This is a genomic window from Geobacter metallireducens GS-15, assembly GCF_000012925.1.
In the GTDB taxonomy this organism is placed as follows: domain Bacteria; phylum Desulfobacterota; class Desulfuromonadia; order Geobacterales; family Geobacteraceae; genus Geobacter; species Geobacter metallireducens.
Map to the genome: position 1 here is coordinate 2,949,397 of NC_007517.1, position 18,784 is coordinate 2,968,180.

Annotated in this window: 25 protein-coding genes; 10 read left to right on the forward strand and 15 right to left on the reverse strand. The window is 59.9% G+C overall.

All coding sequences use genetic code 11. The annotated features are described in order from the left end of the window. Window position 1 precedes the first annotated feature (1 nt). From GMET_RS13045 to GMET_RS13055, 3 genes are read right to left on the reverse strand one after another with little or no spacing between them, the layout of a single operon-like run. The gene (locus GMET_RS13045; RefSeq protein ID WP_004511862.1) at window positions 2-643 is read right to left on the reverse strand and encodes a hypothetical protein; all 642 of its coding nucleotides are present in this window, start codon (window positions 641-643) and stop codon (window positions 2-4) included. Between the two features lie 4 nt (window positions 644-647). Further along, entirely contained in the window at window positions 648-1,556 is a 909-nt protein-coding gene (locus tag GMET_RS13050) for a respiratory chain complex I subunit 1 family protein (protein WP_004511861.1), read from the reverse strand. Window positions 1,557-1,599: 43 nt separating this feature from the next. Further along, window positions 1,600-3,507 carry a proton-conducting transporter membrane subunit gene (locus tag GMET_RS13055; protein WP_238378927.1) on the reverse strand — a complete coding sequence of 636 codons (1,908 nt, stop codon included), beginning with the start codon at window positions 3,505-3,507 and terminating at the stop codon, window positions 1,600-1,602. A gap of 269 nt (window positions 3,508-3,776) precedes the next feature. Between GMET_RS13055 and GMET_RS13060 the strand changes: the two genes are divergently transcribed. From GMET_RS13060 to GMET_RS13070, 3 genes are read left to right on the forward strand one after another with little or no spacing between them, the layout of a single operon-like run. Then, a complete protein-coding gene (locus tag GMET_RS13060; protein WP_004511859.1) occupies window positions 3,777-4,013 on the forward strand; it encodes a hypothetical protein in 237 nt (78 codons plus the stop codon). Then, window positions 4,006-4,371, forward strand: a complete 366-nt coding sequence (locus GMET_RS13065) for a type II toxin-antitoxin system PemK/MazF family toxin (protein WP_004511858.1) — start codon at window positions 4,006-4,008, stop codon at window positions 4,369-4,371. The genes GMET_RS13060 and GMET_RS13065 overlap by 8 nt, the downstream gene beginning before the upstream one ends. 5 nt (window positions 4,372-4,376) lie before the next feature. Next, entirely contained in the window at window positions 4,377-5,063 is a 687-nt protein-coding gene (locus GMET_RS13070; RefSeq protein ID WP_004511857.1) for a PTS sugar transporter subunit IIA, read from the forward strand. Window positions 5,064-5,165: 102 nt separating this feature from the next. Here the strand turns inward: GMET_RS13070 and GMET_RS13075 are convergent, their stop codons facing one another. Further along, on the reverse strand, window positions 5,166-5,435 hold the full coding sequence (locus tag GMET_RS13075) for a hypothetical protein (protein ID WP_004511856.1): 270 nt from the start codon (window positions 5,433-5,435) through the stop codon (window positions 5,166-5,168). Window positions 5,436-5,810: 375 nt separating this feature from the next. Between GMET_RS13075 and rnk the strand changes: the two genes are divergently transcribed. Beyond that, window positions 5,811-6,239, forward strand: a complete 429-nt coding sequence (rnk, locus tag GMET_RS13080; RefSeq protein ID WP_004511855.1) for a nucleoside diphosphate kinase regulator — start codon at window positions 5,811-5,813, stop codon at window positions 6,237-6,239. A 71-nt stretch (window positions 6,240-6,310) separates the two neighbouring features. Here rnk and lpxC read toward each other — a convergent pair whose 3' ends face one another. Both lpxC and GMET_RS13090 read right to left on the reverse strand, forming a co-directional pair. Next, window positions 6,311-7,138, reverse strand: coding sequence for a UDP-3-O-acyl-N-acetylglucosamine deacetylase (gene lpxC / locus GMET_RS13085; protein WP_004511854.1), 828 nt, complete (start codon window positions 7,136-7,138; stop codon window positions 6,311-6,313). Between the two features lie 200 nt (window positions 7,139-7,338). After that, complete coding sequence (locus GMET_RS13090; RefSeq protein WP_004511853.1) at window positions 7,339-8,055, reverse strand: DNRLRE domain-containing protein; 717 nt, start codon at window positions 8,053-8,055, stop codon at window positions 7,339-7,341. 259 nt (window positions 8,056-8,314) lie between these two features. Here GMET_RS13090 and GMET_RS13095 point away from each other — a divergent pair, with 259 nt between their 5' ends. Beyond that, window positions 8,315-9,022 carry a YkgJ family cysteine cluster protein gene (locus tag GMET_RS13095; RefSeq protein ID WP_004511852.1) on the forward strand — a complete coding sequence of 236 codons (708 nt, stop codon included), beginning with the start codon at window positions 8,315-8,317 and terminating at the stop codon, window positions 9,020-9,022. Between the two features lie 50 nt (window positions 9,023-9,072). On the opposite strand, the gene GMET_RS13100 is transcribed toward GMET_RS13095, so the two are convergent. From GMET_RS13100 to GMET_RS13110, 3 genes are read right to left on the reverse strand one after another with little or no spacing between them, the layout of a single operon-like run. Continuing rightward, window positions 9,073-9,561 (reverse strand): DUF3106 domain-containing protein, encoded by a 489-nt coding sequence (locus tag GMET_RS13100; protein ID WP_004511851.1) that lies wholly within the window; start codon window positions 9,559-9,561, stop codon window positions 9,073-9,075. Window positions 9,562-9,571: 10 nt separating this feature from the next. After that, window positions 9,572-9,931, reverse strand: coding sequence for a hypothetical protein (locus GMET_RS13105; RefSeq protein WP_004511850.1), 360 nt, complete (start codon window positions 9,929-9,931; stop codon window positions 9,572-9,574). Beyond that, on the reverse strand, window positions 9,928-10,488 hold the full coding sequence (locus tag GMET_RS13110) for an RNA polymerase sigma factor (RefSeq protein WP_004511849.1): 561 nt from the start codon (window positions 10,486-10,488) through the stop codon (window positions 9,928-9,930). The genes GMET_RS13105 and GMET_RS13110 overlap by 4 nt, the downstream gene beginning before the upstream one ends. A gap of 135 nt (window positions 10,489-10,623) precedes the next feature. Here GMET_RS13110 and GMET_RS13115 point away from each other — a divergent pair, with 135 nt between their 5' ends. After that, window positions 10,624-11,109 (forward strand): class II SORL domain-containing protein, encoded by a 486-nt coding sequence (locus tag GMET_RS13115; RefSeq protein ID WP_004511848.1) that lies wholly within the window; start codon window positions 10,624-10,626, stop codon window positions 11,107-11,109. Between the two features lie 52 nt (window positions 11,110-11,161). Continuing rightward, window positions 11,162-11,953: a GAF domain-containing protein gene (locus GMET_RS13120; protein WP_004511847.1), complete on the forward strand. Its 792-nt coding sequence runs from the start codon at window positions 11,162-11,164 to the stop codon at window positions 11,951-11,953. Window positions 11,954-11,962: 9 nt separating this feature from the next. On the opposite strand, the gene GMET_RS13125 is transcribed toward GMET_RS13120, so the two are convergent. Next, on the reverse strand, window positions 11,963-12,241 hold the full coding sequence (locus GMET_RS13125) for a hypothetical protein (RefSeq protein WP_004511846.1): 279 nt from the start codon (window positions 12,239-12,241) through the stop codon (window positions 11,963-11,965). Between the two features lie 303 nt (window positions 12,242-12,544). Between GMET_RS13125 and GMET_RS13130 the strand changes: the two genes are divergently transcribed. Together GMET_RS13130 and GMET_RS13135 are read left to right on the forward strand one after the other, a co-directional pair. Next, window positions 12,545-13,075 (forward strand): ribonuclease domain-containing protein, encoded by a 531-nt coding sequence (locus GMET_RS13130; RefSeq protein WP_004511845.1) that lies wholly within the window; start codon window positions 12,545-12,547, stop codon window positions 13,073-13,075. Further along, window positions 13,066-13,353, forward strand: coding sequence for a barstar family protein (locus GMET_RS13135; RefSeq protein WP_004511844.1), 288 nt, complete (start codon window positions 13,066-13,068; stop codon window positions 13,351-13,353). Before GMET_RS13130 ends, GMET_RS13135 begins: the two co-directional genes overlap by 10 nt. A gap of 10 nt (window positions 13,354-13,363) precedes the next feature. Here GMET_RS13135 and pgl read toward each other — a convergent pair whose 3' ends face one another. From pgl to GMET_RS13160, 5 genes are read right to left on the reverse strand one after another with little or no spacing between them, the layout of a single operon-like run. Continuing rightward, window positions 13,364-14,089 carry a 6-phosphogluconolactonase gene (gene pgl / locus GMET_RS13140; RefSeq protein ID WP_004511843.1) on the reverse strand — a complete coding sequence of 242 codons (726 nt, stop codon included), beginning with the start codon at window positions 14,087-14,089 and terminating at the stop codon, window positions 13,364-13,366. Next, window positions 14,086-15,600, reverse strand: coding sequence for a glucose-6-phosphate dehydrogenase (gene zwf, locus GMET_RS13145; protein ID WP_238378928.1), 1,515 nt, complete (start codon window positions 15,598-15,600; stop codon window positions 14,086-14,088). Before zwf ends, pgl begins: the two co-directional genes overlap by 4 nt. 55 nt (window positions 15,601-15,655) lie before the next feature. Further along, window positions 15,656-16,666: a phosphogluconate dehydrogenase (NAD(+)-dependent, decarboxylating) gene (gnd, locus tag GMET_RS13150; RefSeq protein ID WP_004511841.1), complete on the reverse strand. Its 1,011-nt coding sequence runs from the start codon at window positions 16,664-16,666 to the stop codon at window positions 15,656-15,658. A 3-nt stretch (window positions 16,667-16,669) separates the two neighbouring features. Further along, entirely contained in the window at window positions 16,670-17,122 is a 453-nt protein-coding gene (locus tag GMET_RS13155; RefSeq protein ID WP_004511840.1) for an RpiB/LacA/LacB family sugar-phosphate isomerase, read from the reverse strand. Between the two features lie 49 nt (window positions 17,123-17,171). Continuing rightward, window positions 17,172-17,744 (reverse strand): thioredoxin fold domain-containing protein, encoded by a 573-nt coding sequence (locus tag GMET_RS13160; protein ID WP_011366075.1) that lies wholly within the window; start codon window positions 17,742-17,744, stop codon window positions 17,172-17,174. A 540-nt stretch (window positions 17,745-18,284) separates the two neighbouring features. On the opposite strand from GMET_RS13160, the gene GMET_RS13165 reads away from it, so the two are divergent. Next, window positions 18,285-18,737, forward strand: a complete 453-nt coding sequence (locus tag GMET_RS13165) for a VOC family protein (protein ID WP_238378929.1) — start codon at window positions 18,285-18,287, stop codon at window positions 18,735-18,737. Window positions 18,738-18,784: the final 47 nt, after the last annotated feature.

The following is an 18,784-nucleotide window of genomic DNA, read 5'->3' on the forward strand; positions in this document are numbered from 1 at the left end:
GCTACTCCTCCTTCAGGGCCCGCAGGCGGGAGGTGTCGATCGACGAGAATTCCCGGCTGATATGGTTGATGACAATACCCATGACGAATATCCCCACGAGAAGGTCGAGCAGGGCGCCGGCCTCAACCATGACCGGCATCGCCTCGGTCAGGAGAAGACCGAATACGAATATCCCGTTCTCCATCACCAGATAGCCGATGACCTGGGAAATGGCCTTGCGGCGGGTCGTCAGGATCAGAAAACCGCACAGCAGCGTGGCAATGGAGGCCGGCACAAACAGGAGATCCCTATGTTCGGGCGCCAGAGGCAGGCGTTCGGCAAAGACAAACGAGAGGGCGGTGAAAACGGCACCGAGGAGCAAGGTCGGCACATACCCGATGAAGGGTTCAACTTCGCGCCTGATCTGGGCCTTGCGGACGGCGCCTCCGATGAAGTAGGGAATCGCCACTCCCTTGGCCAGGATGATGCCGACGGTGATGCTGGCCAGGTGTCCGGAGAACGGGTGTATCAAGCCGGGGAGGATACCGAGGATGACCCCCTGGGCGGCAACGGCACGGATGGAAAACATCAGCCTGCTCGTGCCAAGCATGATCAGATTGATCAGCATCACCAGTACCAGCAGTTGATCGGCGAATGAACTCATGGGGCTACCTCAATACCAGCAGCATGGCAAAGGCGGACAGGATAGTGGCTCCGACCAGCAGTTGCGGAACGCGGACCAGACGCAACCGGGCCATCACCGACTCGACAACGCCGATTGCCACCGCCAGCACAAGCATGGCGACAATGAAGATGCCCCAGTCGAGAAGCGCATTTCCGGTGGCGACAGGGAAGGCGATATTTACAAAGACCGCTCCGAGAATGAACAGTTTCAGCGCCGCTCCGTAGAGGATGATCCCGAAGGCGGGGCCACTGTGATCAAGGACCATGACTTCATGGATCATGGTCAATTCGAGGTGCGTGTTGGGATCGTCGAAGGGGATGCGGGAGTTCTCCGCCAGAAGGGTGATGAACAGCGCCCCCACCAGCAACAGCATGCTCGCCCCGGCGGCAAGCCAGATGGCGGGCGTGGGATGGGTGAGTATCGTTGACAGGGAAAGCGACTTGCTTATGCGGGCCAGAGTCAGCAGGGAAAAGAAGAGGGTCGGTTCGGCAAGGCAGGAAAACGTAACTTCACGTGCCGCTCCCATCCCTTCGAAACTAGAACCGGTATCCAGAGCCGCAATGGTGGTAAAGAACCGGGACAATCCGAAAAGGTAGGCAAAGAGGATGAGATCGCCACTGAAAGAAAGTGGCGCGACATGGCGGCCCAGCGGGATCAGCAACACTGCGATAAGCGCTGCGGAGAGTGTTATCAACGGGCCGGCACGGAAAACCCAGGTGGTGGTCTCACTAAAGACCGATCCCTTGCGGAAGAGCTTGATCAGGTCGAAATAGGGCTGCAGATAGGGCGCTCCAACCCTTCCGGCAAAGGCCGCCTTGGTCTTGCCGATAACCCCGAGCAACAGTGGCGGCAACAGGAGCGCCACTGCGCAGTGGATGATAATGTCTGTCATAACGTGCCATCCTCGAAGGAGACGGGAACGCCGCTGTCCTCGTTCAGTGCTTCCAGATCATCAGGACGCAGAGCGTGGCGAATATATACAACACGTAAATATGAAGCTGGCCGTGCTGCACTTTCCTGAGATAGGAAAATGCCGTGCCGACGACCCGGAAGACGGGAATCAGAATCCGGTCCAGCACGGTTTCGGTTGTCTCATAGCTGAAACGGGCGTCGGCGGGAGGAATGGGCGTATCAAGCGTGGGCCTGCGACGGTTGGGGGCAACGATACTCCCCAGCAGGCTTACCGCCATCTCGCTGAACGATGTGCCGGTATATTGCATCCGGGGTGTAGGCTCGAGATAGCCGCACCCCCACGTGCTTCCCTGGGAACGGGGAGATGTACGCAGCCGCCGGCGGTATGCCGCGCCGACAGCCAGAATGACCACAAGAAGGAGCACGTTGGCGCAGGTGAGCGCCACAAGGGGGATCTGCCCCATAACCTGGGCACTATCCTGGGGGGTGAGCCCGGCATAGAAGCCGACAACCGGGGTAACCAGCCGCACCAGCAGCACCGGTGCCATACCTGCAACCAGGCATCCGCCGGCCAGCAACATCATTGGTCCGGTCATCACCGCCGATGCTTCATGGCCATGGGCAGATTCGACCGAGCGGGGAGAGCCGAGAAAGACGATCCCGAAAAGCTTGACGAAGGTCAGGACCGCCAGCCCGCCAACCAGCGCCAGGACAGGCGCAACCAGGGCCGCCAGCGGCAACGGAGCGACGATGCCATCGGTGATGGCACCGATATAGAGAAAAAATTCGCCGACAAATCCATTGAGCGGCGGCAAACCGCATATGGCGAGCGACCCGACCAGAAAGAGCGGCGATGTTACCGGCATGCGCCGGGCAAGCCCCCCCATCCGGTCGATCTCCCGGGTTCCGGTGCCATGTATCAGCACCCCGCTTCCCAAGAAGAGGAGCGACTTGAACAGGCCATGGTTGACGATATGGATAAAGGCGCCCGCAAGGCCGCACACCACCAGATATGGCGCGTGCTGGTTCAGGCCGACCAGAGCCAGGCCGATGCCGATAAAGACAATGCCGATATTCTCGATACTGCTGCAGGCCAGCAGGCGTTTCAGGTCGCGCTGTCCTGCTGCCAGGGCAATCCCGTTAATGGCGGACCAGGCACCGAGCAGGAGTATGAGCCAGCCGAGCCATACCGGCAGCTGATCGAAAAACGACAAGGTCCGCAGGATGCCGTACACACCCATCTTGAGCATCAACCCCGACATCATCGCCGAAACGTGACTGGGGGCATTGGCATGGGCGCCGGGAAGCCAGAAATGCAGGGGCATGAGGCCCGCCTTGCCGCCAAACCCGATCAGGGCGGTTATGATGACCGTTGTCGCAACAGGCACGGTCAAGGAAAGGGCATGCGTGGCTGGAAACGCGAACGTGCCGACAGTCCCGCGCAGCAGGGAAAACATGACAAACAGCGCCATGGTGCCGGTGTGGGTGGCAAGAAGGTAGACCGTTCCGACTCGCTGAACATCGGAGCTCTGCTGCTCGGTGGTCAGCAGGAAATAGGCAGAGAGCGCCATGACCTCCCAGGCCATGAGAAACAGCACCCCGTTACGGGCCATGACCACGATGATCATCGCGGCGGCAAAGAGTCCGAGAAAGAAGGTGAGCCTTCCGGCGCTCGCCTTTTCCCTGGCCGGCCAGTAGGCCACGGAATACAGAGCGACAGCACCGGTAACCAGGAAGAGCGGAAAGAGGAATATTGTGGAAAGATGATCGGCGGAAAAGAGCGCCGGTCCAAAAGGAAGGGGCCAGTCAATCTGGTATGATGAAGCGGGAATGCCGGACAGGAGCGAGATGACAGCCACCTCGCCAAGGCACGACGCAGCGATTACAAGTATGGCCGCGATCCGTTGCCCCCAGGCAGAGCGGCGCGCCAACAGCCCCGGAATACCCGAGAGAGCAACACAGGACGCCGCAACCAGTAGAAATAACGTTGGATCAAGGAGGAACATCACGCCTGCCTCACACCTGCCCCCTATCTCACGTCAACTGCTGACTTGATTACTGGGCGACACAAAAACATTATGAGTTACTACATTTTTATAACACTTTAAAAAAATATATGTTATAAAATATCATACGTCAATAAAATTATGAGACACCCAAACCACACACAACACATACATGTGCAAGGGAGAGTGCCGTCATGCCGAACACACGATTGAACATCACGCTGCCAACCCCCATAGTTGACGACATCAAGGCTCTGTACGGCCAGCGCGGGTTGAGCCAGTTTCTTGAAGAAGCCGCCAGGGAAAAACTCGAAGAGCTGAAAAAGAAGGCGCACAAAGGGTTGATCGAAGGATATCAATCAACCGCGGAGGAAACGAAAGAGGTCCTCAAGAAATTCGAATCGGCGGTAACGGAGAAACGGGATGTTTAAGCGCGGCGGGATCTATGCTGTCAATCTGCCCCATGGGGACAGGCGCGAACCGGAGGCCTGCCCCTGCCTTGTGGTAAGCAACAACATCAGCAACGAGTACTCTCCAGTCGTAACAATCATTCCGTTGAGTTTTACCCACCTGGAAAAGATTTATGACTTCGAGACGTTCCTGCCGGCGGCCGGGAGTGGGTTGGAAAAGGACGCCAAGATCAGTTCCCACATCCTGATCACCATCGACAAGGCAAACGTGGTTGGTGAGCGTCTCGGCTTCATCAACAAAGCCCTCATGTGTCAGGTGAATAAGGCGCTCTGTTTACAGCTCGGCATCGAGGAGCCGCCGGGACACCTCAAAGGATAACGTCAATGCTGCTTGAACCATCCGAAGCCGCCCAGGCCCTGAATGTCGATGAAAAAACCATAGTCCGCTGGATCAGGAAGGACAACCTGCCCGCTGAATCCATGCACGGCGATTACCGGATCAATCCGGTGGACTTGCTGGAATGGGCAACGGAACGGGGCATCAAGGTCAATCCGGCCCTCTACAAGATGCACGATGCGGATACCCGTCCGCTGCCGACCCTGTGTCAGGCGCTCCAGGCCGGCGGCATCCATTGCGGCTTCCCGGGCAATGACAAGGAAACCGTATTGCGCAACGTTGTTGCCGCTCTGGAGTTGCCGCCCCAGATCGATCCCGAGTTCATACTGCAGGTGCTGCTGGCCCGGGAGGCCATGGGCACCACGGCGGTTGGTGACGGCATCGCCATCCCCCATGTGCGCAACCCCATCCTGGTGCAGCTGCCGGTCCCGAAGATTTCCCTGAGCTTTCTCGCACAGCCGGTTGATTTCGGCGCCCTGGACGGCAAGCCGGTGCAGATACTGTTCACCATCATCTCGCCGACCATCAGGATGCATCTGCACCTGCTCTCGAGGCTGGCCTATTGCCTGCGGGACCAACGCCTGCGCGACATCCTCGGTAAGCAATGCAACGCCAGGGCGATCATGGACGTAATCCTCGAGATCGAGAAAGACATCGGAAGCGCTCCCCTATGACCGAAAACGTCCTGCCCCCTCTCGGGCACCGGGCCGGTAAGTCAGGCGCAAAAAAAGCCGCATCCGAAGATGCGGCTTTTTTTGCGCCAGGAAAAGTACTGATTACTTCTTGTGCGGTACAGCCGGGGTTGCGGGAGTAGCCGGGGTCGCCGGAGTTGCGCCGGGCTTGGCTTCTTCCTGCTTCACGGCCTTCTTTGCCTTCGTGGCTTTCTTGGCCTTTTTCTCGACGCCCTTCTTCTCCTCGACCTTCACCGGCGGATGGCCGGCCGGCAGCGCGGGAGCGGCTTTAGCCGCGGGCTCGGCGGCGAATGCGATACCGGCGAAGGCAATAGCTACGAGAGCTGCGGTGATGCTTGAGAGAATTTTTTTCATTGATGTGCTCCTCTTAGTGGAACGAGATAACTACTTCTTGAATTTTCTAAAAGCAGCAACCGTGCCACACCTACCACAACGACTATCTCATCGATATTACGCAGTTGCGTCCATCAAACCCACAACAACACCCTCGTCGCAAAGCCCCATTCCATCCACCGGCTACCGCAAATGAGACATCCACATCCAGGGGTAATGGCGCAATAACGTCAGGATGCTGCCCGAATTCTTCCGGGGATCAACTGGCAAATTGCAGCCATGATCCGTGCAGTTACGCCGCGACGGTTGATAAGCGTAAGGGAGGATATATAATGGAACCTTTATTTTCCAGCAGGCCCTACCCTCCGGTAAGCATCAGCAAAAGGGAGTTGAACCATGAAAAGATCAGCGGAAGAACGAGCCATCTACATCACTGAATTTGACCAGAGCCGCCTCGAAGAGTTGCTGGACCAGGTCAACACGGAAGATTCCCGAGACAGCAAGCACCTCAGGGAACTGGAGGACGAGTTGCTGCGCGCCGAAGTCGTTGAACCACAGGACATCCCTGCCGACGTAATAACCATGAACTCCCGGGTGTGCCTGAAGGATCTGGACAGCGGCGAGGAGTTGCACTATACCCTCGTCTTTCCCGGCGACGCGCGCCTGGAGGATAACCGCATCTCCATCCTGGCGCCGGTGGGGACGGCGTTGCTCGGCTACCGCGTGGGGGACACCATTACCTGGAAGGTGCCGGGCGGAACGCGCCGGCTGAAGGTGAAAAAAATCCTCTACCAGCCGGAAGCGGCGGGGGATTTCCATTTATAGGGATCTGACGGAATCGGCCCACAAAAAAGCCCGCTCTACGCGGGCTTTTCTTATGCAACAATCCTGGTCACTCAATAGATGGCGTAGTTCTCGGGGTCGGAAAAAATCTCCCGCAACAGCAGGTTGTTCAGGTGGTGGCCGGTCTTGTGCGCCTCGACCTTGCCGAGCATCCGGTAGCCGCAGGTGTAGAGGTCTCCGATAAGGTCCAGGATCTTGTGGTTCACGAGCTCCTGCTTGTAGCGCAGGCCATGGGGATTGACGATGCTCTCGCCGCCGATCACCACGGCGTTGTCCAGGGATCCCCCCTTGGCCAGCCCCGCCTTGCGGATCGCCTCGATCTCCTCGTGGAGGACAAAGGTGCGGGAATTGATGATGGAAACGGCATTCTCCACGTCCATGACCCGCTTGCGCTGCTTCCCCACCGGGGGGCGGAACTCGATGGTCATGGTGATGTCGAGGGTGTTGAGGGGCTTCACCCGCACCCAGGCATCCTTGAGGGTGGCTTCCACGGGACGGAGGACCTTCAGGTAGACCCCTGCCTCGGGAAACTCGTAGACCCCGGCCCGCCACATCTCATGGTAGAACTCCCAGGCCGAGCCGTCCATGATCGGCACCTCGGGACCGTCGATGTAGACGAGACAGTTGGTGATGCCCGAGTAATAGAAGGCGGCCATCAGGTGCTCGATGGTGGCCACCGACGCCCCCTCGGCGGCAATCTGGGTAGAGAGCCGCGTGTCCGCCACCATGTCGTAGCGGGCCGGGATAAGGCTGCCGCCGAAGACAAAGGCTATCCCGAACTCCCGCCGGGGAAGAAATTCGAGGGTCACGGTCCGCCCCGTGTGGAGGCCTATGCCGCTCAGCTTGAAGATTCTATTGATGGTCGTCTGTCGTTTGATCATGATTTGCCCATGGGTACCACAAAAGGGACAATGGTGGGAAGAAAAAACCGCAGAAAACCGGCATCGGTTACGGGTGCCGGATACACGAAAGCCCGGCCGGAAATCCGGTCGGGCTTTCTCTTCAACTGGTGCGAAGCGGGGCTATCTTCTCGCCCGAACTGCACCAGATATCTGGCAACGTAGTGTCAAACAGCCACTCTTTAGCCTCTACGCCTCTTCAGGAGTCCAAGGCCAATGAGGCCAGCACCAACGCACAGAAGCGTGGATGGCTCAGGGACCGGCGTGACATTGAGTGTCGGGCCTGCTATGGATGTGTTTTCACTGGACGCGAACGCGTGAACGTAATTTTGTGAATTACTCGGTTGATTGGTATTCCTGCGGATGATGAACGTGGCCATATCGTTTGTGTCGCTGTTCAGGAAGTCGATCAGCTCCGGGCTCGTGAAGGAGTGGAGGCCAAGCCCTTTGCCCGTGAGGCTGAATGTCCCGAGAGAGGCAACCATCATGTTGCTCAGACCGTTGTTGGTCCGATTCGCGGGGGCATTGTTCCAGGTTATGGTGGATTCCGACCAGGAGTCAAACAGTTCATTGATCAGGCCGAAGACTTCGAATTGGTACGTTGTGCCTGCGAGAGTAGTGCCCGCCCCACTATCGACAAAATTGAAATCGAGAGTCGCCGATGCAATGGGATACGGCCCCAGCCCGCTGAGATCAAACCCGAAGTAGCTTTTACGGGTATAAATGGAGTTATCCTGACGTTTAACCTGATCGACAAGGGCACTCCCAAAATTAGTATTGGCCGAGGTTCCGCTCTGAACGTAGGCATCCTTGTCAGCAGTGATAGAGATTGCCTCGGCGGACGCAAATGAAAGGGCGGTGAACAGGCCGGCAGCCAGAAGGCATAAAATGGATTTCATAGGGTTACCTCAGCGGAGAATTGGGGTATTTTGTCCATGCATTTGCATGAAATGTGCCTCCGCATAACCTACTAATATCATGACTGGTCATCGCTGGCTGGCGCCGAAGGCCCGGAAACATTGTAAAATTTTTCGACAAAGTGTTCGTTTTTCCTACAGTACGCGAGCCGAAGCGACTGTATGTATTATTTGAAGAGATTACCCTGCCGTTGACGGCATCCCGATTTGCACTACACTTCACGTTACAGGAGGAGTGGCCATGTCCGAAGCCGGCAGCACGGTACCATTTGATTTTTCGTCGTATGGCGGGGAAATTGACGACCTCGCGACACGGGGCTTGGCCGACGCTGCGGGTGCGGAGGGTATCCGGACCGCCATGGCCCGGGTGACCGGACGGGCAGAGGAGGTGCAGGCCTCCCGGCTGTCCGCAAACGAGCAGAACCTCATTGCCTGCGGACCGGGCTGCGCCGACTGCTGCAGGGTGAATGTGACGGTGCTCCTCCCCGAGGCCATCGCCATTGCGGCTTACCTTGAAGAGATTGGCAAGGGTGATGAGACCAACGCCATAACGATGCGGGTCGCCGACACGGCCGCCCGGGTGCGCTGGATGGAAGACGACGAGCGGATTCGGGCCGGCGTGGCCTGTCCCTTCCTCGACGGGCGTGGATGGTGCGCCATATACCCGGTGCGTCCCCTCACCTGTCGGGCACTTTCATCCACCGATCCGGAACAGTGCCGCCGCGCCCTCGCAGCCCACTGCTCCGACGAGGAGGAAACGATTGTGGTCAACATCTTCCAGAAGTTTCTGATGGAAGGAACCTTCCAGTCCCTCGCAAGGGCGATGGAACGGGCCGGCCTCGACACCACCGGCCGCGAACTCTGCCGGTCGGTGACCAGATGCCTCTTGGATCCGCGCCTTGCGGACGATTTTCTTGCCGGGAAACGCATCAAATTCCCTGAATCGTAGTTTCATCATGAAAAAACCCCGACGTGTTCCGTCGGGGTTATCTCTTAAATCTATGGTTGTTTCAGATAATCCTTTCTCTGTTCCGGGGTCATGGCCCGGTAGCGGTCCCGGAGTTCACGGCGCTCTTCGCGGCTCAGGCCCCGCCACTTCTCGCGCAGTGCCGCCCGCTCCTCGGGAGGCAGCTCCCTGAACCAGCGGTATCTCTGCCGGATCCGCTCCTGTTCGGCGGGGGGGAGCTTACTGAACTCGTCGAACCGTTTTCTGATCCGTTCCCTTTCCTCCCGTGGCAACTCACGCCACTTTCGGGACCGTTCCCGGGCCTGCTCCCGCTCCTCCGGCGTCATGGTCCGCCACCGTTCGGCACCCCGGCGAAGCCTCTCCTGCCGCTCCGGAGGAAGCGACTCCCATCGCCCCTCAAAAGGTTTCAGGACCTGCCGCTCATCCGGGGTGAGCCGCTCCCAGGGGGCGGCCGCGGCCTCTCCCAGAAGGGCCGCCATCAGCAGACCCGCGGCGGCAACCACTCCTATCCTCTTCCTCATCGCCCGCTCCTTACCCGCCGTTCTCCTGGGCCGCCAGCCAGCGGTAGAATTCGATATCTTCATAAAACTGCATCTGCTCCTGGGCGGCAACAATTTCGATATCGTCGGCGGTGGCAACGGTACTTTCCCGCCGGGGGCCGGTCATCCAGAGGCTTACGGCCAGGACAGCAACGGCAGCCGTGGCAAGCCCTCCCACCGCGATCCAGCGGGGGAAGCGAAACCACCCCATCTTCCGTTCTGCCGACTCGACGGCCTGCAACCGTATGGTCCGGAGACGGGCGGCCGTCCGGTCATCCAGGGCGTCCGCACGTGCGTCAAGATGTTCTTTAACCATTGCCGCCAGCCGCTCGTTACGTCCTTCAGGGCTCATGGTGCGTACTCCTCAAGATAGTCGCGCAACGTATGGACCGCGCGCGAATAATGGGTCTTCACGCTTCCCTCCGAACATCCCATGGCAAAGGCCGTCTGGGCCGTGTCAAGCCCTTCCCAGGCCCGCAGAAGGAAGGCCTGCCGCTGCCGGAGAGGAAGCCGGCGGACCGCCGACTCGATGGCTTCGCCCAAATCGTGCCGCTGGAGGCTCGCCAAAGGATCGGGAGAGGAGAGATCAGCCACGTTTTCCAGGGGATCACTCTCCTCCTCGCTCTCTCCCCCCAAAAACCATGCACGGAAACGGTTCCTGACCCCCGTGCGGCGGTGCCAGTCAACGATGCGGTTCTGGAGGGTCCGGTGGAACAGCGGCGCCCACTCCCCCTCGGGCTTGCCGGCATAGCGGTTCACGAAGGCAAGCATGGCATCATGCACCAAGTCGAGGGCCTCGTCATCGTCCGATGTGGCAAGTCGAGCCATGCGGAAGGCCCGTCGCTCAATCCCCGCCAGAAATCGGTTTAATATCTCAGTGGAGTCCAGCCGCTCCTCCTTGATTCTCATCGCCTTATACTAATCAAAAACGCACGAATGTTAAAGGAGTTGACATCACATCAAACGCAGAGGGGTCCATTGACTTTAAGATGCCAGGATTTAAACTTTTCAATGTTCACAACCCACATGGATCAGGGAGGAATCATGAACAGGAGAACTTTCTTGAAGACGGCGGCCCTTGGGGCCGTGGCTGCCGGCATTACCCGCGAGGCCGCAGCTGCCGCGGAAAAGTACTTTCCCGTCAAGGCCGACCAGAGCCTCTTCGCCACCATCAACCGTGCCAAGGACCCGGCAAAGAAAACTCCCTTGGAGCAGAAGCACGCACCGGTCATCAAGGCGCCGCACGCGGTGAAAGCAGGTGAACCGTTCACCGTGGAGGTTACGGTGGGTGAGCAGGTCCACCCCATGGGACCGACCCACTGGATCGAGTATATCGAGTTGAATGTGGGAAACGAGCCCGCCGGACGGATCGCGATGCAACCCCGCGGCTTCCTGCATCCGAAGGTGACCTTCACTGTTGTTATCCCGAAGGAGGCGGCACCCGCCGGCAAGATCACCCTCGTGGCCCATCAGCGCTGCAACCTCCACGGCTACTGGGAAGGAAGCCTCGATGTGGCCGTGACCGGCTGATTGGAGCCAATCGCCAACGCCCGGCGTAACCCGCAAGGAAGTGAGATGACCTATGCAGACCGATGGCAATTTTTTTGTGAAACTTGTGGGGATGTCCACGTTCCTGGAACAGCAGGAGAACCTCGACGAGAGCCTCAACGATTTCGCCGCCATGGCCGCGAATATCGTCAACGTGGAGAACTGCTCCATCATGCTCTTCCGGGAGGGGGACAAGCCGGGGGACTTCCGCCTGCGGGTCTTCGCCAAGACCGGCCATCTCCCTGAAAATGCCTTCCGCGAGGCGGTGAAGGTGAACGACGGCATCGCCGGTCGGGTGGCGGCCACGGGACAGGCCCTCCTCGTGGAGGACATCACCCGCTCCCCCTACCTCCCCCTTGCCCGGACGCCGGAGGGGACCAGCAAGTGCTTCATTTCGGTGCCGGTCCTGATCGGCACCAAGGTTGTAGGTGTCATCAACCTGACCAACCCGCGGGATGGCCGCTGCTTCACCGACGATGACCTGGCCCTTACCACCTTCGTGGCGCTCCTGGTGGGAAAATCGATCCAGGTGGTCCAGCTCCAGAACGTGCTCCGTTCGCGCTTCGCCCAGATGGCCATCTCCCGGGAGACCAAGAGCCTCGTGGCAAGCAAGGTGACCGAGTTTTACCAGGACCCGGCGCGGCTCGCGCGGATCGCGGCCAAGACTTTCTATCGGGAGATGACCCGGGCCGGCCTCGGCGCGGAGCACATCCTCAATGCAGCCACGGAGATCGTGGGGCTGCTGGGCGACAACCTGAAGAAGCACAAGAAGCGTTTGACGGATACGCAGGCTACGGCCCCCCAGGAGCAGATCATTGGAGTGTAGCCCCCCGGATCACTCAACCGTTGCGCGCGGGGCATTGCAGTACTTGCACGAAGCCTCCTGCCATTTGAGATACTCGCCGCAGGAGCGGCACTTCCAGAACTTCCCTTCCACCTCGCGCAGGGGCTTGTGGAAGTAGATGACCAGAAGGAAGATGGGAAAGACGGCGCAGAGGATGCTCCACCCCACGAAATTCCTCGCCCGGTTGGCGGCAAGGATGCCGCCGGCCACCCCCGGCACGACGATAACGAGCAGAAACGCCAGGTATGCCGGTTTCACGAATTCGGCCATTGGTCAGCCTCCCTTTGGAGTCCATCTTTTTTCGTCAGTATAACAGAAGAGAGCGTCTGCGCCCTCCCCCTGCGATGCAATTCCAAGCTGTCAGCACATCGCAAGCTGTCAGGAATTAATTGACTTGATCGCTTGCGGCCGAAACTGTCGACGCTATACTTCCTCCGGCAGGCAATTCCACTCGACATTTAACTACCAGCATGCTCAAGGATGAGCGTATTGCGCCAGGGATGGCGTACTCAACCTTCCCACCGCCGCTCATTCGGCTGAGCGCAATCCCCTCTTCAGGAGAGCATACAGACCATGAACACCCCCCATTCCGTCGAAACAAAGGAACTGCCCCCACCCCGACGGCATCACCGGAAGATCCCCGTCCTCGCAATCCTGATGATCATGGCACTCCCCGCAGCCGGCTTCGGCGACAGACCGGCATACGCCGACAGCTGCGCCGACGTCGTCCACCAGGTGAACCGGCAGCTCAGACCCACGATCGACGAAGGGGAACTGGCCGCCATGCTCCAGAGCCTCAACGGAAGCAACAACAGGAACCTTCCCCCGAAATTCGTGACCAAGGCCCAGGCGAAAAAGATGGGATGGAGACCGGGAAGAGACCTCTGGGCCTCCACTAGGCTCAAAGGGAAGAGCATTGGGGGCGACCGGTTTGCCAACAGGGAGGGGCGGCTGCCGGCCGGCGGCAAGAAATGGCATGAGGCTGACCTGGACTACCAGGGGGGGCACCGGGGGGCGAAGCGCCTGATTTACTCAAATGACGGCCTGAGGATGGTGACGGTTGACCATTATCGCACCTTCACGGAGGTCCCCCCATGCCAGTAAAGCGAGTGAAGCACTGCACCATTTCTGGCCGGGCTGTCCACTCCCTTGACGAGCTGTACGACGAGATCGCCCGCCAGCTTCCCCTTCCCGATTACTTCGGCCGCAACCTCGATGCCCTCTGGGACGTCCTCTCCACGGACATCGAGGGGCCGGTGGAGCTCATCTGGGAGGATAGCGAACACTCGAAGCGCTCGATGGGAAAGGACTACGAACGGGTCGTTGCCCTTCTCAAGGACCTGACGGAGGAGCGGGAGGATTTCCGGATCGTGTTCCGGTAAAACGCCCCTGTCACGTGGCATTTCGAAGCAGGCGGGCAGCATCACGGTCCACCAGCCATACCAACTGACCTGCCGGCCTGATCAGACAGGCAGGAATGCGATGCGGGTCCGGGGAGCCTTCCAGCACCTCCCGCAGGATCGGCGCCTTGTTGGCTCCCGACACCAGGAAAACAACCCGGGATGCCTGGTTGATGACGGGAACCGTCAGGGTGAGTCGGTGCATCCCGTCATTGGCCGGGGAGACATCCGCCACCCAGCGCCGCCGTTCATCCAGGACAGGTGTTTCCGGAAAGAGGGAAGCGGTGTGCCCGTTCTCCCCCAGCCCCAGCAGGATCAGGTCGAAGCGAGGCAACTCGCCGGGAAACCAGCTGCGGAGGAGCGCTTCATACTCCTTTGCGGCATCTTGCGGGGCCCGGCCGCAGACCATGGGATGGACCTGCCCATCCGGGACCAGGACATGGTCGAGGAGCGCCCGACTCGCCATTCGGGCATTGTTGCGGGGATCAGCGGCAGGCACGCAGCGTTCGTCACCCCAAAAAACATGGGTTTTCTCCCATGGCACCCGCTTCCGGAATGGCTCATGGGCAAGAATTTCGTAGGTACGGCGTGGTGTGTCTCCTCCGGCAAGGGCAACGGCAAACCTCCCCGTGTCCCGCATGGCAGAGTGCGCCGCGGTTGCAAAGAGTTCGGCGGCAGCCATGCTCAAGGCTTCCCGGTCGAGGTAGACCCTGATCATGGAGCCTCCGTCTCTCCCTCTTCCGTCGGAAGGTCGGGTTGGACCCAGCTGTGCCCCTCCTTGGCGATGAGGAGATCAGCAGTTTCCGGCCCCCAGCCGCCGGCCTGGTAGTTGGGGAAATCGGCCGGCGGCACCGATTCCCAGGTATCGAGGATCGGTGAAATGACTCCCCAGGCGCTCTCCACCTGGTCGGCCCGCATGAAGAGGGTAGCGTCGCCGCAGATGACGTCCAGGAGCAGAGTCTCGTAGGCTTCCGGAGAGGCGGCGTGGAAGGCGTCATGGTAACGGAATCCCATGTCCACCGCTCCCAGCAGCAGGCGCGTTCCCGGCTGTTTGACCTGGATGCGGGAGGCAATCCCCTCCTCGGGCTGGATGCGAAGGACGAGCCGGTTCGGCTGCCAGCTCTCCACGGCCGCGGAGGGGAAGAGCTGGTGCGGAGCCGGGCGGAAGAGGATGGCCACCTCGGAGACCTTGGCGCGCAGGCGTTTACCGGTGCGAAGATAGAACGGCACCCCTTGCCAGCGCCAATTGTCGATCCACAGCTTGAGGGCGGCAAAGGTCTCGGTGACGGAGTCAGGTGGCACCCCCTGCTCTTCCCGGTATCCCGTCACTCCCTCGCAGGCCACCATCCCCCTGCCGTACTGGCCGCGGACCGCCACCCGGTGGACTTCTTCGGGGCGAATGGGACGAATGGCCCGCAAGACATCCACCTTCTTGTTGCGCACTTCGTCGGCGGAAAACGACACCGGCGGCTCCATGGCAATCAGGCAGAGGATCTGGAGGAGGTGATTCTGCACCATGTCACGCAAGGCGCCGGATGTATCGTAGTAGCCTCCCCTCTTCCCCACCCCCACCGCTTCGGCGACGGTGATCTGCACGTGGTCGATGTAGCGCCGGTTCCAGACCGGCTCGAACAGAGAGTTGGCGAAACGGAAAGCGAGGATGTTCTGCACCGTCTCCTTGCCCAGGTAGTGGTCGATCCGATAGATCTGCGTCTCGGCGAACAGGGAGGTGAGAAGCCCGTTCAACTGCCGGGCCGAAGCGAGGTCGCGGCCAAAGGGTTTCTCAACCACGAGCCGGTCCCGGGAGCAGTCCCTGCAAACGCCGAGGCTCTCCAACTGGCGGGCCGCCGCTTCCATAAGACCGGGAGGAATGGCGAAGTAGAAGACCCGAACCGCACGGCCGTTCCACTCCCGGTCCAGCCCTTCGAGTCTCCGGCTGAGGAGTGCCCCGGTTTCCGCCGTGGTGAAGTCCCCGGCAAGGTACGACAGCCGGTCGGCGAAGCCACTCCACGTTGACTCGTCCGTCACGCTGCGCCGTGAGTGGAGGTCCACCCCCTCCCTGAGTTTTCGGCGGAATCCCGCATCATCCATCTCTTGCCGGGCGACCCCGACGATGGCGAACCGCTCGGGGAGACGACCGTCAAGGTAGAGGTTGTAGAGGGCCGGCACAAGCTTGCGCCACGTGAGATCACCTGCGGCGCCGAAGACCACCATCACGGTCGGTTCCATCCGAGAATTCATCGTTGTATCCATCGCCATCTACCCCTTGGGCATGCTCAGACTGTCAGGACTTTTCCCGGTGCCCCCCGAATTCGTAGCGCATCGCAGAGAGAAGCCGATTGGCAAAGTCGTCCTCGCCACGGGAACTGAAGCGCTCGTAGAGTGCGGAGCTGAGTACATGGGCCGGGACCCCCTCGTCAATGGCGGCAGCGACGGTCCAGCGCCCTTCCCCCGAGTCCGACACCCGCCCCTGGAACTCCTGCAAATCGGGGCTGTCGAGCAGTGCCGTCGCGCTGAGATCGAGGAGCCAGGAGGAAATCACGCTTCCGCGCCGCCAGACTTCGGTGATATCGGCGAGATCAAGGTCATAGCGATAGAAGTCGGGGTTACGGAGCGGCGCCGTCTCCGCATCGGCACCCTGTCCCTCTTTGCCGGCATTGGCATGGTGGAGGATGTTCAACCCTTCCGCATAGGCTGCCATCAGACCGTATTCGATCCCGTTATGAACCATTTTGACGAAGTGCCCGGCGCCGCTCGGTCCGCAGTGGAGATAGCCCAGTTCGGCGGTCCCTTCCCGTTTCTCGCGGCCGGGAGTGCGTGGTGCCGCGCCGATGCCGGGGGCCAGCGTTCTGAAAACCGGGTCGAGCCGCTCCACCGCCTGTTTCTCGCCGCCGATCATCAGGCAATAGCCCCGCTCCAACCCGAAGATGCCGCCGCTTGTCCCGACATCCACGTAGGTGATTCCCTGTGCCCGCATCTGGTCCGCACGTCGGATGTCGTCCTGGTAATGGGAGTTGCCGCCATCGATTACGATATCGTTGGCCGCCAGCAGGGGGGTCATGCGCTGGAGCATCGAATCCACCACGGCGGCCGGCACCATCAGCCATACCACCCGCGGCTTGACGAGCTTGGCGCAGAATTCCTCGATTGATCGCGCTCCCGCGATCCCTTCGCGCTCCAGCGCCTGGACCGCGTTGACATTCAGATCATACACGACGCACTCATGTCCCCCCTTCCGCAGGCGCCGCACCATATCCGCACCCATCCGTCCAAGGCCAATCATGCCAATTTGCATCGGTCACCTCCCGCACTGTTCCAGGGCCGCCACCTTGGCCAGGCGGCGACGGTGGCGCTCGGCCCCGCTGAAGGTGGCGGCGAGGAAGGCCCTGACCAGCTCCCAGGATTGAGCGTACCCCACCACCAGACTGCCGAGGCAGATGATGTTCATGTCGTCGTGCTCCACACCCTGGTGGGCGGAGTAGTCGTCGTGAATCAGGGCCGCCCGTGCTCCGGGGACCTTGTTGGCGGCAATGGATGCCCCCACGCCGCTCGAGCAGAAGGCGATCCCCCGATCCAGCTTCCCTTCGCCAACCGCTTGCGCCAAGGGGATGACGAAATCGGGGTAATCATCGTCCGGGTCCAGCCGTTCAGCGCCGAAGTCCGTCAACTCGTACCCCGCCTCCCTGAGGGCGGCAGCCATCCGCTCCTTCATGGTGAAACCGCCGTGGTCGGCGGCGATGCCTATCCGCATGGTCGTCACTCCTGGCCACTTTTCAGAATGAGCGGCGTAAGTTTCAGGGTCATCTCTTCAACAATTTGTAAGGATCTGCCCTTGTCAGCCAGGGGCTGTCGGGATATTCGGCTGCAAGGCGGTCATGGATGCCGATCAGGTTTGCCACGTCGTGGGTCTCGATGTAGCGGGCGACGCCATTCAGGTAGATGGCCTCCGGTGCCAGGGAGTTCTTCGGGTAATCGGAGATGATCCTGCGGAAACACTGGCAGGCGGCCTGACGGTCGGGCTGGTTGAACCGGGCTTTCCCCATGCCGAGGAGGAGTGACGGGATGAGGTCCGCTGGCGGATAAAAGCCGAGAGTGCGGTAATGCTCGTCCCCTTGTGCATCGAGAACGATGATAGTCGGCGTCCATTTGACCTTGAACTGCGGGCCGAGCACCGGATCGTCAGCCGGAATCCGCACGGGTACGAGATTGTCGTTGATGAATGTCATGACAGCTGCATCGGGGTACGCGACCGCGTCCATCTGCTTGCAGCCAATTCAGCCAGGGTTGAAGAAATCGAGAAGTACGAGCCTGTTTTCCCTGCCTGCCATTGAGAGTCCCTCTGCAAGGGAGGTGATCCATTCGATCTGTGCCATACCGTTCACTCCTTTCAGTCATGGGTGGATCTGTCGTTTCCGGGCCGCCCCCGGAAAAGGGCCGCCCATCCGGTGCACGTCAAAGTATACCTCCACCTGCAACTTTTTAAATTGGAGTTGCTACCATCCATTGTGTAAGCCCCCGCCAGCCCCATCAGAAAGCCACGATCCACTCGCCGGATGATTCTCAACGTTAGAGGGAAAAAATACCGCCGAATCCTTGCGATGACGTTCCCCCGAAATATACTTTTACCTAGGCTCAGGATGAGTCGATACGGGCACATGACCCACGATGCTACCTGTCAGGGATGACATCATGTAATTTCATTTTCCTCTTCTCCCCCCTCTCGATGCTTCTTTTCTCTGGTCAGCATCCTCTCCCCCATGATTCATCCTTTTCCTCGTTGCTACGGCAGTACCGTTGCCACGGCCAAGGTGTTTCGAGCTATCTCGCCCCACAGCAGCATAGGTGCGTTGGACCAAATTGGAAGGATCATCATGACAAAAGCAATTCCAGAGGGATATCAAACTGTTACACCGATGTTCATGTTCAAGGACGCCCGTAAGGCCATGGAATTCTATAAACGGGCATTTGGCGCGGAGGAGCGCTACGTCATGCCAGGCCCCGATGGCAAGGGGGTGATGCATGCCGAGCTTCGGATCGGCAACTCGATCGTCATGATGGGAGAAGAGCATCCGCAGGAGGCCTGCAAAAGCGCGGAAACCATGGGAGGCTCTCCCGTCAGCTTCTATATCTACCTGGAGAATGTCGACGAGGCTTTCGGAAGAGCGCTCGCAGCAGGCGCAAAGACCACGATGCCGGTCGATGACATGTTCTGGGGAGACCGTGCCGGCACCGTGCAGGATCCCTTCGGCTATAGCTGGACCCTCGCTACCCACACCAAGGACCTGACACCCCAGGAAATCCAGCAGGGGGCCCAGGCCTTCTTCGCCCGAATGAACCGTCCTGGAGGCACTGCAGAACGAGCGTGAGGGGGATCGAATGCGCCATGTAACTGATTCGATTGGCACCCCACACT